This window comes from Streptomyces sp. R44, assembly GCF_041053105.1.
GTDB lineage: Bacteria > Actinomycetota > Actinomycetes > Streptomycetales > Streptomycetaceae > Streptomyces.
In genome coordinates this window covers 8,175,113-8,188,731 of sequence record NZ_CP163444.1, presented here as the reverse complement: position 1 = coordinate 8,188,731, position 13,619 = coordinate 8,175,113, and the positions used below count along the sequence as shown (strand labels likewise).

Annotated in this window: 13 protein-coding genes; 8 read left to right on the top strand and 5 right to left on the bottom strand. The window is 73.1% G+C overall.

Annotation, left to right across the window (positions count from 1 at the left end; all coding sequences use genetic code 11):
• From AB5J54_RS37855 to AB5J54_RS37845, 3 genes are read right to left on the bottom strand one after another with little or no spacing between them, the layout of a single operon-like run.
• Complete coding sequence (locus tag AB5J54_RS37855; RefSeq protein WP_041132931.1) at window positions 1–192, bottom strand: ferredoxin; 192 nt, start codon at window positions 190–192, stop codon at window positions 1–3.
• The gene (locus tag AB5J54_RS37850) at window positions 189–1,577 is read right to left on the bottom strand and encodes an NADH-ubiquinone oxidoreductase-F iron-sulfur binding region domain-containing protein (protein WP_369148482.1); all 1,389 of its coding nucleotides are present in this window, start codon (window positions 1,575–1,577) and stop codon (window positions 189–191) included. Before AB5J54_RS37850 ends, AB5J54_RS37855 begins: the two co-directional genes overlap by 4 nt.
• The gene (locus AB5J54_RS37845; protein WP_369148480.1) at window positions 1,574–2,083 is read right to left on the bottom strand and encodes a hypothetical protein; all 510 of its coding nucleotides are present in this window, start codon (window positions 2,081–2,083) and stop codon (window positions 1,574–1,576) included. Before AB5J54_RS37845 ends, AB5J54_RS37850 begins: the two co-directional genes overlap by 4 nt.
• Window positions 2,084–2,500: 417 nt before the next feature.
• Here AB5J54_RS37845 and AB5J54_RS37840 point away from each other — a divergent pair, with 417 nt between their 5' ends.
• The 7 genes from AB5J54_RS37840 to AB5J54_RS37810 all read left to right on the top strand — a co-directional run bounded on the left by AB5J54_RS37840 (window position 2,501) and on the right by AB5J54_RS37810 (window position 10,548).
• Window positions 2,501–3,748, top strand: a complete 1,248-nt coding sequence (locus tag AB5J54_RS37840; RefSeq protein WP_369148479.1) for an aromatic ring-hydroxylating dioxygenase subunit alpha — start codon at window positions 2,501–2,503, stop codon at window positions 3,746–3,748.
• Window positions 3,749–3,827: 79 nt separating this feature from the next.
• Window positions 3,828–4,958, top strand: a complete 1,131-nt coding sequence (locus tag AB5J54_RS37835; RefSeq protein WP_369148478.1) for a spermidine/putrescine ABC transporter substrate-binding protein — start codon at window positions 3,828–3,830, stop codon at window positions 4,956–4,958.
• 1 nt (window position 4,959) lies between these two features.
• Window positions 4,960–5,850: an ABC transporter permease gene (locus AB5J54_RS37830; protein ID WP_369148477.1), complete on the top strand. Its 891-nt coding sequence runs from the start codon at window positions 4,960–4,962 to the stop codon at window positions 5,848–5,850.
• Entirely contained in the window at window positions 5,847–6,683 is an 837-nt protein-coding gene (locus AB5J54_RS37825; RefSeq protein WP_369148476.1) for an ABC transporter permease, read from the top strand. The genes AB5J54_RS37830 and AB5J54_RS37825 overlap by 4 nt, the downstream gene beginning before the upstream one ends.
• Window positions 6,684–6,688: 5 nt before the next feature.
• Window positions 6,689–7,813, top strand: a complete 1,125-nt coding sequence (locus tag AB5J54_RS37820) for an ABC transporter ATP-binding protein (protein ID WP_369148475.1) — start codon at window positions 6,689–6,691, stop codon at window positions 7,811–7,813.
• A gap of 25 nt (window positions 7,814–7,838) precedes the next feature.
• Window positions 7,839–9,155, top strand: coding sequence for a flavin monoamine oxidase family protein (locus AB5J54_RS37815; RefSeq protein WP_369148474.1), 1,317 nt, complete (start codon window positions 7,839–7,841; stop codon window positions 9,153–9,155).
• A complete protein-coding gene (locus AB5J54_RS37810) occupies window positions 9,148–10,548 on the top strand; it encodes an aminobutyraldehyde dehydrogenase (RefSeq protein ID WP_369148473.1) in 1,401 nt (466 codons plus the stop codon). The genes AB5J54_RS37815 and AB5J54_RS37810 overlap by 8 nt, the downstream gene beginning before the upstream one ends.
• 46 nt (window positions 10,549–10,594) lie before the next feature.
• Here AB5J54_RS37810 and AB5J54_RS37805 read toward each other — a convergent pair whose 3' ends face one another.
• The gene (locus AB5J54_RS37805; RefSeq protein WP_369148472.1) at window positions 10,595–11,233 is read right to left on the bottom strand and encodes a TetR/AcrR family transcriptional regulator; all 639 of its coding nucleotides are present in this window, start codon (window positions 11,231–11,233) and stop codon (window positions 10,595–10,597) included.
• Window positions 11,234–11,332: 99 nt separating this feature from the next.
• On the opposite strand from AB5J54_RS37805, the gene AB5J54_RS37800 reads away from it, so the two are divergent.
• The gene (locus tag AB5J54_RS37800) at window positions 11,333–12,490 is read left to right on the top strand and encodes a P1 family peptidase (RefSeq protein WP_369148471.1); all 1,158 of its coding nucleotides are present in this window, start codon (window positions 11,333–11,335) and stop codon (window positions 12,488–12,490) included.
• 134 nt (window positions 12,491–12,624) lie between these two features.
• On the opposite strand, the gene AB5J54_RS37795 is transcribed toward AB5J54_RS37800, so the two are convergent.
• Window positions 12,625–13,506 carry a carbon-nitrogen hydrolase family protein gene (locus AB5J54_RS37795; RefSeq protein WP_369148470.1) on the bottom strand — a complete coding sequence of 294 codons (882 nt, stop codon included), beginning with the start codon at window positions 13,504–13,506 and terminating at the stop codon, window positions 12,625–12,627.
• Window positions 13,507–13,619: the final 113 nt, after the last annotated feature.

The following is a 13,619-nucleotide window of genomic DNA, read 5'->3' as shown; positions in this document are numbered from 1 at the left end:
TCATCCCTCCACGCGCAGGGCGGAGTTGGGGCAGCTCTCCACGCAGGCGCGGGCCCGGTCCTCGGCGGCGGGCGGCACGTCGACGACGACGACCTTCGCGTAGCCCCACTCGTCGAGCTCGACGAGTTCGGGGGTGTTCTCCTGGCAGAGGCCGTAGCCGTTGCACAGCGTGGCGTCCAGCAGCAGTTTCATGGCGTTCCTTCCAGTACGGCGGCCATGGGCTCGGCGGGTGGGGTCGGGGAGGGTGTGCCGACAGCCGGCACCGGCACGACCAGCCGGTGCGGGCCCCGCCCGGGGGCATGGGCGCGGCATACCGGGCAGGGCCCGTCGAGATGGGCCCGGACCTGTGCCGGGAAGGCGCGCAGCAGGCTTCCGGCGAGGCCGGCGGCGGCGTCGAGGAGTCCGCACGCACCGCGCCCGGGCAGTCCTCGCGCCCATCGGTGCAGCCGTTCGGCGGTGTCGGGTTCGGCGGATCCTGAGGTGAGGCGGTCCAGAGCGTCGCTGATCGCGGCCGTGCCCGACACGCAGACGCCGCACTGCCGTGCGCTCTCGGCCGCGAGGTGACCGACCGCCTCGGCGGCGGCGCCCACCGGGCAGACGTCGGCGGTGAGGAAGCGGATCGCTCCGCAGCCGAGCGCCGTGCCCGCGGCGGCGAGTGCGCCGGGTTCGAGGGGCAGGTCCAGGGCGCGTGCGTCGACGAGCCCGCCGAAGAGACCGCCCATCAGGGCGCCGGCCGGGGCCGGGGTGCCGTGGGCGGCGGCAAGGGCGCGCAGGGGGACCCCGTACGGCACCTCGGTGAGTTCCGGTACGACGCCGCCGCCCGAGAGGGTGATCAGGGTGGAGCGCGCGATCGGCTCGCGCAGGTCGGGCCGGGCGGCGACGAGCGCGATCCGGGCGAGGGTCTCGACGTTGGCGACCAGGGTCGGCGCGCCCCCGACTCCCCGCTCGAAGGGGCGGGGAGGCTTGGCGGTCGGCAGGGCCGGCCCGCCGTCGATCCGGCGGACGACCGCGGTCTCCTCGCCGGCGACATAGCCGGCGGCGGTCTCGACGACCTGGATCGGCAGCGGCGGTACGCGTTCGGTGAGGGCCTCGCGGACGCGGCGGGCCGCCTCCGGGTCGGAGAGGTAGACGTAGCCGTGTGCGGCGCCGGTGACCGCGGCGGCGTGGACGAGGCCGTCGAGGACCAGGTGCGGGCGGGCCCGCAGCAGCCAGCGGTCCTTGACCGAACCGGGCTCGCCCTCTTCCCCGTTGGCCACCACGACCGGGGTGCCGGCACCTGCGGCGCGCTCGCCGCGGGTCCCGCTCCCCCGGCCGCGTCGCCCGTGCTCGCGGACGGCGCGCAGCTTGACGGCGGCCGGGAATCCGGCGCCGCCGCGGCCGCGCAGGCCGCAGGCGTCGAGGTGGTGCAGCAGCTCGTCGGGGGTGACGGCGGCGGCGTAGCCACCGGTGGCCTCGTACGCCTCGGCGTTCTCCGTCGCGTACGGCGTCGCGCCCAGCACGGAGCCCGGCGCGGGGGTGGTCGGGTGACGGATGGCGGTCAGGGGGTGAGTCGGAGTCGGAGGGAGGCTGCGGGTCATGTGCCGTCTCCTGTACGGGCGGTGGGGGCGGGTCCGGCGGTGCGGGACCGGGTGCGCAGGAGTCGCAGCGCGCTTTCGAGCGCGGCGCGGTCCCCTGCGGTGCGGCCGTATCCCGCTCCTGGCAGGCCGATGAGCATGCGGTGGTGGTCGAGGATCACCTCGGCGACCAGGAGCGCGGCCGCGGTCGAGGCGTCCGTGTCCACGTCGGCTCTCGTGTCCGCGTCGGCATCCGCGTGGCCGTCCTCGCCGCCCTGCTCGTCGAGCCGGAGGGCCGCGGCGGTCACCAGCGCGCTGGCTTCGGCGAGGTAGCGCAGCCAGCTGTGCCGGCTGCCCCTCAGCACCAGGCGTTCCACCCGGCGCCGCTCGGCGGCCGCGAGTGCGGCCCGGCTCGGCGGCGGGTGGCGCGCCGTGCCGAGGGAGGCGCGCAGCGCGGCGACGGCTGCGGGCAGCTCCCGCTCCGGCTCGGGGGTGAGCCCGAGCCAGTCCAGATGCCGACGACCACTCATGCGTGCCTCCGGAGGGGAAGGGGGGTGCGGGCGGGGGTGCGGGCGTGCGCGGGGCCGCCGCGGAGGAGAGCGAGGGAAGTGCGTGTCGGGGCGGGTGCCAGGGCACGCCGGGCTGCTTCCGGCGTAGGAACCGGGTGTCGCTATCACCGGCATGTCGAGCGAATGCGCAGGTCAGAAGCGGCGCGACGGCAAAGCAGCGACAGAAACACGTTTACTGACCGATCGGTCAGGCAATAACCAAACTAGCTGACCGATCGGTCAGCGTACAAGTCTTGACCCGGCGGAATTCAGCCACCACGCTGGCTGTCCCATCGGTCAGCCAGGTCCCGGCGCCCGCCCCGACCCGCTGCCCGCATCCGGTTCGCACGACATCGACGCCCGACACCGATCGCCGCCCCGCGGCACGAGGAGTCACCGATGCACCCCAGAGCCCCCGCACCCGGCGCACGCACCGCACCCGATGCACCCCACGCACCCGACACGGCCCCCCGGGACCTCCCCGCTCCCGCGCTGCCGGCCCGCCACTACACCGATCCCGCCCTCGCCGCCGCCGAGACCCGCCAGGTCTTCGCCAGGTCCTGGCAGCTCGTGTGCCACGAGTCCGACCTGCCCGGCCCCGGAGCCCGGCTCGCCGCCACCGTCGCCGACCGGGAGGTCCTGGTCGTCCGCACCGAGGACGGCGGTCTCGCCGCCCACCTCAACGTCTGCCGCCATCGCGGAACCCGCCTGGTCACCGCCCCCGAACCGGCCGGCAAGGCGATCCGCTGCCCGTACCACGGCTGGACCTACCGCCTCGACGGCAGCCTGGTCGGGGCCCCCGAGGCCCGGCAGATCCCCTGCCTCGACAAGCCCCGCCTCGGCCTGTTCCCGGCCCGGGTCGAATCCTTCCTCGGCTTCGTCTTCGTCAACCTCGACCCCGACGCCGTCCCGCTCGCCGAGAGCTGCGCGGGACTCGCCGAGGCCGTCGGCCACTACGCCGGGGCGGACCTGGTGCCGGTCGGCCGGGAACGCATCCACGACCTGGCCCGCGCCGAGGTCCAGCACGCCAACTGGAAAGTGGCGGTGGACAACTACCTGGAGGGGTACCACGTCCCCGTCGCCCACCCCGGCCTGATGCGCCTGCTCGACTACCAGGGCTACGGCTGCGAGATCCACGACTCCTACGTCCTGTTCACCTCGCCGCTGCGCGACAAGCCGTCCTCCAACTGGGCCGAGCGGCTCTACCAGCGCGTCGCCGCGCCCATGCCCGGTCTCACCGAGGCCGACCGCAGGGTCTGGCGGTACGCCGTGATCTACCCCAACACCCTCATCGACTTCTACCCCGACCACGTGCTCGCGTGGACCGCCGTACCGACCGCCGTCGACCGGGTGGCCGTCCCCGGCGCCTTCTACACCCGCCGCGGCACCGGGCTGCGCACCCGCCTCGCCCGGCGCCTGAACATGCACATCGGGTGGATCACCAACGACGAGGACGCCGAGCTGGTCGCCCGTGTCCAACACGGTCTGTCCACCCCGGGGTTCGAACCCGGCCCGCTGTCCCGGCGCGAGCTCGCGGTCGGCTGGTTCGCCGACCGCATCCGCGCCGACCTGGCCGGCCCCGCGGAGCCTACGGACCCCGCCGCTCCCAAGGGCGCGGCACCGCACTGCGACCCGCCGGGCCGGTGAACGACACGACCGCCCCCGTACCTCCGCACCGCCGTACCGCCCGCCCGCCGTCCCCCAGCGGCCCTACGGAGAGGACCCCATGTCCCCCGAGGCACCTTCCCTGTCCCGCCGCTCGCTGCTCCGCGCCGGCGCCGCCACCACCCTCGGTCTGACGGCGGCAGGCTGCGGATTCTCCTCCGCCCCCGACGCCGCCGGCCAGGCGGCCGCCGACGCCCCCGTCGACGTCAAGGTCGACGGCGACCTCGTCTACTTCAACTGGGCCGACTTCGTCGACCCGGCCGTCTTCGCGGGCTTCTCCAAGGAGTACGGAGTCAAAGTCGTCCAGTCGAACTACGACTCCATGGAAGGCATGGCCGCCAAACTCAACGCCGGCAACCGCTACGACATCGTCTTCCCCACGGCGAAGTGGGCCGAGCGCCTCTCCCGAGGGGGCCGGCTGCGCCGCATCGACCACGGGCGCCTGCGGAACGCCGAGGCCGTGTTCGGCGCGTACGACTACTTCGCCGACCCCTGGTACGACCCCCGCTCCGCACACACCGTCCCCTTCACCATGTACAAGACCGGCATCGGCTGGCGCCGGGACCGGCTCGGCGACCTCACCGGCTCCTGGGACGACCTGTGGAACGACCACGCCAAGGGCAAGGTCTTCGTCCTCGACGACCGCGACGAGGTGCTGGCCATCGGCGCGCTCGAGCACGGCCTGCCGCTCACCACCGACCGGCCGGACGACCTCGACCGCGTCACCGACACCCTGCGCTCCCTGCGCCCCCGGCTGCGCGGCTTCTCCAGTGACAGCTACAACAACCTGCTCAACGGCAACGCCGACATGACCCAGGCGTGGAGCGGGGACATGGCCGCGATGCTCGCCCAGGCGAAGGACCCGTCCGTGTTCGGCTTCGAGACCGCCCGCGAGGGGGCCCCGGTCAACTCCGACTGCTACGCCATCCCCGCCGACGCACCGCACCCCGGCACCGCCATGCTCTTCATCGACTACATGCTCCGGCCCGAGAACGTGAAGCGGAACATCGAGTACATCGGCTACCCGATGCCGGTGCGCGGCTCGGAGGACACCTACGCCGCGCTCGTGGAGCCCTTCCCGCAGTGCCACGTGACCGCGGCCGACCTCAGGGACGACATGTTCTTCCGCAACGGCACCGCGGCGGGCGAGAAGGCCCGCGACGCCGCCTGGACCGATGTGAAGGCGGGCTGACATGGCCACTACCGCCCGTCCCCCACGTGCCGCCGGAAAAGCGGCCCGGGAACGCCTGTGGACCTGGCTGATGCTGCCCGGCACGCTCTGGATGACCGTCTTCCTGCTCGCGTCCCTGATCCTCGTCGCCACCCTCGCGTTCGGCACCACGGACCCGCTCGGCAACCCGCGCTTCGGGTTCGTCCTCGACAACATCACCGCTCTGGCCGACCCCGCGTACCGTACGGTCCTGCTGCGTTCGCTGGGCTACGCCCTGGTCACCTGCGCCGTCTGTCTCCTGATCGCCTATCCCGTCGCGTACGCCATCGCGACCAGCGGCGGCCGGTACAAGAACGTGCTGATCGCGGCGATCGTCGTCCCGTTCTTCGCCAACTACCTGGTGCGGATGTACGGCTGGTCCGTCGTCCTGTCCGACGACGGACCGCTGCTCAGGGCGCTGCGCGCGATCGGACTCGCGGACGGGGGGACCCGGATCCTGCAGACCGGCACGGGCGTCGTCGCCGGTCTCGTCTACGGCTTCGTCGTCTTCATGATCATCCCGCTCTACGCGGCGATGGAGCGCATGGACACCTCGCTCATCGAGGCGGGCCGCGACCTGTACGCCGGTCCGCTGCGGACCTTCCTGTTCGTCACCGTCCCGGCCACCCGGCAGGGCGCGGCCGCCGGCTGTGTCCTCGTCCTGCTGCCCGCCATGGGCGACTTCGTCAGTGTGCAGCTCATGGGAGGCCCCGACCAGATCATGATCGGCAACCTGATCCAGGACAAGTTCTTCCAGGGCCAGAACTGGCCGCTCGGCTCCGCCCTCACCATGCTGCTGATGGCCGTCCTCCTCCTCGGCATGCTCGGCTACCTGCGGCGCACCCGCAAGGACGAGGCGGAGGCGGTCCGATGAGGGCCGCCCGCGGGCGCCGCCGCGGCGCCGAGCGCCGTCCCCGGTTCGCCCTCGCCGTCACCGCCGTCTTCTTCGCGCTGCTCTACGTCCCCATCGGCGTCGTCGTCCTCTACTCCTTCAACTCGCAGAAGTCCCTGACCGTCTTCGACGGTGTCAGCCTGCGCTGGTACGGGGCGTTCCTCCGCGACGACGTGCTGCTGAACTCGCTCGGCATGAGCCTGCGGGTCTCCCTCGTCGCCATGGCCGGCTCGGTGGTCCTCGGCGTCGCCCTCGCGCTCGGCCTGGTCCGCGGCCGCAACCGGCTCGGCTCCTTCGCCGGCCTGGTGATGCTCGTCCCGCTCATCACCCCGGAGATCGTCACCGGCGTCGCCGCGATGCTGCTGTTCAAGGGCCTCGGCATCACCCTGTCCACGACGACGGTGATGCTCGCCGAGATCACCTTCTCCATCTCCTACGTGACGGTGATCCTGCGCTCCCGCGTCGCCGCCCTCAACCCGGAGATCGAGGAGGCGGCCATGGACCTCGGGGCCACCCGCCGGCAGGCCGTACGCCTGGTGACGCTGCCCGCGCTGCTGCCCAGCATCCTGGCCTCCGCCGTCCTCGTCTTCGCCCTGGTCTTCGACGACTTCGTCCTCGCCTACTTCACCACCGGCGTCGATCCGCAGCCCCTGTCGGTCCGGATCTACTCGGCGATCCGCTTCGGCGTCCAGCCCACCATCAACGCCGTCGGCACGCTGATGCTGGCCGGCTCCGTCGGACTCATCGCCCTCGCCCTCGCCATCCCGCGCCTGTTCGGCCGGCGCGGCGGCCTCGACCTGCTCTCCGGAGAGTGAACGCCATGACCTCGCAACCCGCGCCCGCGCGATCCCCGCGGTCGGCAGCCGTGCTCCCGCACCCCGCCGTCCGGCTCGACCGGGTCGGCAAGCGCTACCCCGGCGGCTCCGCCTCGTACGCCGTCCGCGACATCAACCTCGACATCGCCCCCGGCGAGTTCTTCTCCCTGCTCGGTCCCTCCGGCTGCGGCAAGACCACCTTGCTGCGCATGATCGGCGGCTTCGCCGACCCCACCGAGGGCAGCGTCCTGCTCGACGGGGAGGAGGTGACGGGCCTCCCGCCCCACCGGCGCAACGTCAACACCGTCTTCCAGAGCTATGCCCTCTTCGACCACCTGTCCCTCGCCGACAACGTGGCCTTCGGCCTCAAGCGCAAGGGCGTCGCCCGCCCCGAGATCCGCCGCCGGGTCGCCGACATGCTCGACCTCGTGCAGCTCGGCGACCTGGCGGGCCGCAGACCGCCCACCCTCTCCGGCGGCCAGCGCCAGCGCGTCGCCCTCGCCCGCGCCCTGGTCAACCGTCCGCAGGTGCTGTTGCTCGACGAGCCCCTGGCGGCCCTCGACCTGAAGCTCCGGCGCCGTATGCAGGTCGAGCTCAAGCAGATCCAGCGCGAGGTGGGCATCACCTTCCTGTTCGTCACCCACGACCAGGACGAGGCCCTGACCATGTCGGACCGCCTCGCCGTCATGAACGAGGGGCGCATCGAACAGTGCGGGACTCCGGAGGACGTGTACGAGCGCCCCACCAGCAGCTTCACCGCCTCGTTCCTCGGGACCTCCAACCTGGTCCCCGGTACCTACCGCGCCGGCCGGGTGCTGCTCGACCAGGGCCCCGCGCTCCCCGTCGGCGACCGCCCCGGCATGGCCGACGGCAGCCGGGTCAGCCTCTCGCTGCGCCCGGAGAAGATCTGGCTGTCCGACTTCGAGCCCGGCATGGCCCGGGTCACGGGCGTCGTCCGGGAGACCGTCTACTCCGGCCCCACCACCACGTACCTCATCGAACTGGCCCCCGGCGTCACCGTGCACGTCCTGGAGCAGAACACCGCCCGCTCCCGCAGGGAGGACCGCTGGAGCGGCGGCGAGGAGGTCGAGCTCGGCTGGCGGCCCGAGCACTGCCTGGTCCTGGACTGACGACGGCCCCATCGGAGGAACACCCATGAACCACGATGTCATCGTGCTCGGCGCCGGACTCGCCGGGCTCGCCGCCGCCCGCGATCTGGCCGCGGGCGGGGCCGACGTCCTCGTCGTCGAGGCGCGCGACCGGGTCGGCGGCCGCGTCGAGCAGACCGCGCTGCCCGACGGCCGCCTCGTCCAGCTCGGCGGGGAGGTCGTCGGCTCGGCGCACACCGCGTACACGGCCCTCGTCGCCGAACTCGGTCTCTCCCTCGTCCCCAGCTACGTCGCCGAGCCCGGCGAGCTCGCCCGCGCCACGCCCGAAGGGGTCGGCGCCGGCGACCCGCCGCACTGGTTCGGTCCCGGTGACGACGCCTGCCACCGCAAGGTCACCGCGGCCTTCGCCGCGCTGGCCGCGACCGTCGACCCGGACGCCCCCTGGTCCCACCCGCAGGCCACCGCCCTCGACCGGTCGTCCGTGGCCGGCTGGCTGCGCGACGAGGGGGCGAGCCCGGCCGTCGTACGGCTCTGGGAGATCGGCCGGCTCGCGCTCGCCGACGGCTCGTCCGAGCGCACCTCGCTGCTCGCCGCCCTCCGCAAGCACGCCGCCGTCCCCGGCGTCGGCCACTACGAGTACGAGGCCTGGGAGGGCCTGCGGGTGGCCGAGGGCTCGGCGACCGTGGCCCTGCGGATGGCCGCGGGGCTCGACGGCAGGATCCGTGCCGGCGCGCCCGTCGAGGCGCTCGCGGTCCGCCGCTCCGGCGGCTGCTCGGTGCGCCTCGCGGGCGGCGAGACCCTCACCGCGACCGCCGTCGTCAGCGCCCTGCCCGCGGGCCCGCTGCGCTCGCTCGCCGTCACCGGCGTCACTGAGGAGCGGCTGGCCTCGCTGCACCACCAGCGGCACGCCCTTGCCGCGAAGTTCGTCGCCGCCTACGACCGCCCGTTCTGGCGCGACCGGGGGCTCAGCGGTCTGTCCGAGTGCGAGGGAGTGCTCGGCAGCACCTGGCCGCAGAGCGAGGGCGTCCTGTCCGCCCTCGTCCCGCCCGAGAGGTACGGCGTCCTGCTCGGCACCCCCGCCCACCTGCGGACGCGTGAACTCCTCGCCGAGGTCGCCCGGTTGTACGGCGACGAGGCCCACCGGCCACGCGCCACGTACCTGCGCCTGTGGGGCACCGACCCCTGGACCCAGGGGTACGTCACGCAATGGGCTCCGGGCGACGTCATGGCCGTCGGCCCCCGTCACGGCACCCATGAACCGCCCTTCTACGTCTGCGGATCCGACCAGTGGGTGGCCGGCTACATGGAGGGCGCCGTCCGTACCGGGCGCGCCGCCGCGAAGGAGGCCCTGCGCCGTGGCTGACGGTCTGCTGAACCACATCGGCGGCGAGGACCGGGCCGCCGCCACGGGCGCGACCACCGAGCTGGTCGACCCCGCCACCGGGCGCGTGCACGGCCGCGCCCCACGCTCCGGCCGCGCCGACACCGACGCCGCCTGCGCGGCCGCGGCGGCCGCCTACGGTCCCTGGTCGGCCACCACCCCGGCCCACCGGCAGCGGGCGCTGCTCGCCGTCGCCGACGCCGTCGAGGCGCACGCGGACGAGCTGACGGCCGCGGAGACCGCCGACACGGGGAAGCCCTCGGCGCAGTTCCGCACGGAGGAGCTCCCCGCGATCGCCGACGTCTTCCGCTACTTCGCCGGGGCCGCCCGCACCCTCCCGGGGGCCGCCGCGGCGGAGTACACCGAGGGCCGCACCTCCCTGCTGCGCCGCGAACCGGTCGGCGTCTGCGCCCAGATCACACCCTGGAACTACCCCCTCATGATGGCCGCGTGGAAGATCGCACCGGCCCTCGCCGCCGGCAACACCACGGTCCTCAAACCCGCCGACACCACCCCCTCCTCATCGGTGCTGCTCGCCCGGATCGCGGCCCCCCACCTGCCTCCGGGCGTACTGAACGTCGTCTGCGGCGACCGCGACACCGGCCGCGCCCTCACCGCCCACCCCGCCGTCGCCCTGATCGCGCTCACCGGCAGTGTCCGTGCCGGGCAGGAGATCGCCGCCGCGGCCGCGACCGGGCTGAAGCGGCTCCACCTCGAACTGGGCGGCAACGCGCCCGTGATCGTCCACGACGACGTCGACGTCGCCGCCACCGCCGCCGCCCTGGCCCAGGTCGCCTTCTCCAACGCCGGTCAGGACTGCACCGCCCCCACCCGCTTCCTGGTCCACGCCCGCGTCCACGACGCCTTCCTGGACGCCCTCGCCGGCGCCGCCCGCGCCCTGCACCCCGGCACCGACCTCGGCCCGCTCAACAACGCCGCCCAGCTGGCCTCGGTCCGCGCCCTGCTCGACCGGCTGCCCGGCCACGCTCGGATCGTGGCGGGCGGCACGCGGCCCGCGCGGCCCGGCTTCTTCCACGACCCCACCGTCGTCGCCGGGGTACGCCAGGACGACGAGATCGTCCAGGAGGAGATCTTCGGCCCCGTCGTGACCGTGCAGCCCTTCACCGACGAGACCGAGGCCCTGCGCCTCGCCGACGACGTCCGCTTCGGACTCGCCGCGAGCGTATGGACCAGGGACCACGACCGGGCGATGCGCGCGACCAGGGCCCTGCACACCGGGATCGTGTGGGTGAACACCCACGGCACCACGGTCTCCGAAATGCCGCACGGCGGGGTCAAACACTCCGGCTACGGCAGCGACCTGTCCCTCGCCGGCCTCCTCGACTACACCCGGCCCAAGCACGTGATGATCTGAGCGCCCAGCGGGAGACGGGGACCGGGCCGGCGGTTCCGGGCCGGCCTCAGGGCGTCCAGCCCGTGACCGCCCGGGCGTAGGCGTGAATCGCCGCGATCACCTGGGCGCGGGAGCGCCGGCCCGCGAGGACCTCCATCTGGAAGCCGTCCTCCAGGGCGATGAAGGTGGCCGCGAGCTGGAGCGGCGGGTCCTGGAGGGTGAAGTGCCCCTGGGCCTGGCCGAGCAGCAGGATGCCGTAGTAGATCGCGACCTGGCGCTCGGTCAGGGAGCTGTCGAGCGTGGCGGCCTTGACGTCGCGCAGACAGCGCGGCCAGTACTCGAACAGCAGCCGCGTGAGCGTGTCGTCCGGTCCGGTCGCCACCCCCTTGTCGATGCAGGCGCGGAGCCGGTCCCGGGCGTCGGGGTGGGCCTCGACGACTTCTTCGCGCTCGCGCGCGAAGCGCTCGATGGCCCGCTGGTAGGTCTCGTGGACCAGGGCGTCCAGATCGCCGTAGTACAGCAGCGCGGCCGGGGTGACGCCCGCTTCCTCCGCGACGTCCCGCAGCCGGAGCGATTCGAGCCCCCGCGTGAGCAGGGCTCGCTCGACCGCCTCGGCCAGTTCCGCCATGCGGGCTTCCTTGCCCTTGCCCCTGCCGCTCGCCACGAGCACCGCCTCCTCGGTCACCTTGCGAAGTCTCACCGCCATTAAAACAGGGAGATCCATCTGTTGACAGCCTTGACGAACACTTCTTAAATTCCGATTCAAATCACCCCTTCTCCGTCCTCCCGCAGAGAGCCAGGCACCATGACCCCCAGCGACACCGCCCATCACACTCCCTCCGGTCGGCCCCGGGCGCGTGCCCTCGGCATCCCGCTCGACGGCGCCCCCGGCCCGTGGAACGCGATCACGGACGTCCCGGGCGTCGAGGTCGGGCACGTCACCCTGATCGAGGGCGAAGGCGTCCGCACCGGCGTCACGTCGCTGCTGCCGAGGGGCCGGGAAGGGGTCGGTTCGGCCTGTGCGGCCGGCTGGTACTCGCTCAACGGCAACGGCGAGATGACCGGCACCACCTGGATCGAGGAGTCAGGCGGCTTCAACCTGCCGATCGCGCTCACCAACACCCACGCGGTCGGCGCGGTCCACACCGGAGTGGACCGGTGGGTCGCCGAACACCACCCGCGCCTCGCCGCGCAGTGGATGCTCCCCGTGGTCGCCGAGACGTGGGACGGCTACCTCAACGACATCAACGGCGGCCACGTCCACCCCGAACACGCCGTCGCCGCCCTCGACGCGGCCGCCTCCGGCCCCCTGGAGGAGGGCTCGGTCGGCGGCGGCACCGGCATGAACTGCTACGGCTTCAAGGGCGGTTCGGGAACCTCCTCCCGTACCGTCGGCTACGGACCGCACACCTGGACCGTCGGCGCCCTCGTCCAGGCCAACTTCGGCGAGCGGCGGGAACTCGTCATCGCCGGCGTGCCGGCGGGCCGCTCCCTGCTCGACGACAACCCGCTGGACGACGACGACTGGCTCCAGCGGGACCTGGCAGGTGCGCCCGGCCGCGCACCGGGCGGGGCGGGCTCCGTCATCGTCGTCCTGGCGACCGACGCACCCCTGCTCCCGGGCCAGTGCAAGGCCCTGGCCCGCCGGGCCGCGCTCGGCCTGGGCCGCACCGGCACCAACGGCGGCCATTTCTCCGGCGACATCTTCCTCGCCTTCTCCACCGCCAACGACGGGGCCCTGAACAGCACCTTCCCCGAAGGCGAACCCACCGAGGACGAGTACGACACCCTCCGCTTCGTCCCCTGGGGCCGCATCGACCGCTTCTACGAGGCGGCCGTACAGTGCGTCGAGGAAGCCGTCCTCAACGCCCTCGTCGCCAACGAATCCATGACCGGCCGACAGGGGCACCGCACCCCCGCGCTCCCCCACGACCGCGTCCGCGCTCTTCTCGGCCTCGCCTGACGCAGGAACCCGGACACCCCCATGAGGCGAACCTCATGGGGGTGCCGTCCCGGCGCCGCCCGCCCCAGGGCAGAGGCGGGGCGGGCGGCGCCGGCGGGAGACCCACCCGGGACCGCACCCGGCGGGTTCCCGGCTCAGTGCCCTTCCGCCTCCTTGAGCCAGTCGGGCGTGCGGAACGTGCCGCCGTACATGGGGAGTTCGATGGTCGATCCGTAGCGGGCGAGCTGGCTCCAGGGGCGGTTGACGCCCGCGGAGCCGTACTGGCGGACGCGTGTGACGGCGTCGAGGTCGAGGACGTCGACCAGGACCTCCTCGCCGGCTCCGGCCTGCTGGCGGACGGTGCCCTCGGGGTCGACGATCAGGCTGGCGCCCACGCCTGCCGGGTCGGAGGCGTTGACGTTGACGACGTAGAGCTGGTTGGTCCAGGCGTTGGCACGGGCGCAGACCCCTTCCATGTCGCGGTCACGGGTGGTCGTCAGGGTGGGCTGGATGACGATCTCCGCGCCGAGCCAGGCGAGCTGGCGCATGGTCTCGGGGAAGGAGCCGTCGTAACAGATGGCCAGGCCCACGCGCCCCACCCGAGGGATGTCGAACACCGTGAAGCGGTTCCCGGGCGTGGCCTGTTCGTACGGCTGCCAGGGGAAGACCTTGCGGTAGGCGGCGGCGATGTCCCCCTCGGGCGAGATCGCGAGTGCGGTGTTGTAGATCGTTCCGTCCGTGGCGCGCTCGAAGACGGTGCCGGGCACGAGCCACAGGCCGGTCTCCCTCGCCAGTCCCGCGAGACGGTCGGTGAGCGGTCCGGGGATGGTGACCGCGGCCTGCTCCATCCACTCCTCCGGGTGCTCGGCGAGCAGCGGCCCTTCGGCCGCGAGGAACAGTTCGGGGACGACTACCAGCTGGACGTGGGGGAAGAGTGCGTGGACCGTCCTCACCTGGTGGGCGAAGCGGGCCCAGGTGGCTTCGAGGTCGTACGGCACGGGGGCGGTCTGGACGGCGGCGATGGCCAGGGTACGCATCGGGGGATCAGCTTTCGTTCCGGGCGGATTCGGTGGCAGTGTTAAAATCAAATTTAAGAGGTGGCCATCTCCCGCAGTCAAGACTTGCTGGTCGGTAGTTAAATACAAAGACA

Bases quoted from the DNA above. Each gene is read 5' to 3' on its own strand.
- AB5J54_RS37855 (WP_041132931.1), bottom strand. From the start codon at position 192: ATGAAACTGCTGCTGGACGCCACGCTGTGCAACGGCTACGGCCTCTGC.
- AB5J54_RS37850 (WP_369148482.1), bottom strand. From the start codon at position 1,577: ATGACCCGCAGCCTCCCTCCGACTCCGACTCACCCCCTGACCGCCATC.
- AB5J54_RS37845 (WP_369148480.1), bottom strand. From the start codon at position 2,083: ATGAGTGGTCGTCGGCATCTGGACTGGCTCGGGCTCACCCCCGAGCCG.
- AB5J54_RS37840 (WP_369148479.1), top strand. From the start codon at position 2,501: ATGCACCCCAGAGCCCCCGCACCCGGCGCACGCACCGCACCCGATGCA.
- AB5J54_RS37835 (WP_369148478.1), top strand. From the start codon at position 3,828: ATGTCCCCCGAGGCACCTTCCCTGTCCCGCCGCTCGCTGCTCCGCGCC.
- AB5J54_RS37830 (WP_369148477.1), top strand. From the start codon at position 4,960: ATGGCCACTACCGCCCGTCCCCCACGTGCCGCCGGAAAAGCGGCCCGG.
- AB5J54_RS37825 (WP_369148476.1), top strand. From the start codon at position 5,847: ATGAGGGCCGCCCGCGGGCGCCGCCGCGGCGCCGAGCGCCGTCCCCGG.
- AB5J54_RS37820 (WP_369148475.1), top strand. From the start codon at position 6,689: ATGACCTCGCAACCCGCGCCCGCGCGATCCCCGCGGTCGGCAGCCGTG.
- AB5J54_RS37815 (WP_369148474.1), top strand. From the start codon at position 7,839: ATGAACCACGATGTCATCGTGCTCGGCGCCGGACTCGCCGGGCTCGCC.
- AB5J54_RS37805 (WP_369148472.1), bottom strand. From the start codon at position 11,233: ATGGCGGTGAGACTTCGCAAGGTGACCGAGGAGGCGGTGCTCGTGGCG.
- AB5J54_RS37800 (WP_369148471.1), top strand. From the start codon at position 11,333: ATGACCCCCAGCGACACCGCCCATCACACTCCCTCCGGTCGGCCCCGG.
- AB5J54_RS37795 (WP_369148470.1), bottom strand. From the start codon at position 13,506: ATGCGTACCCTGGCCATCGCCGCCGTCCAGACCGCCCCCGTGCCGTAC.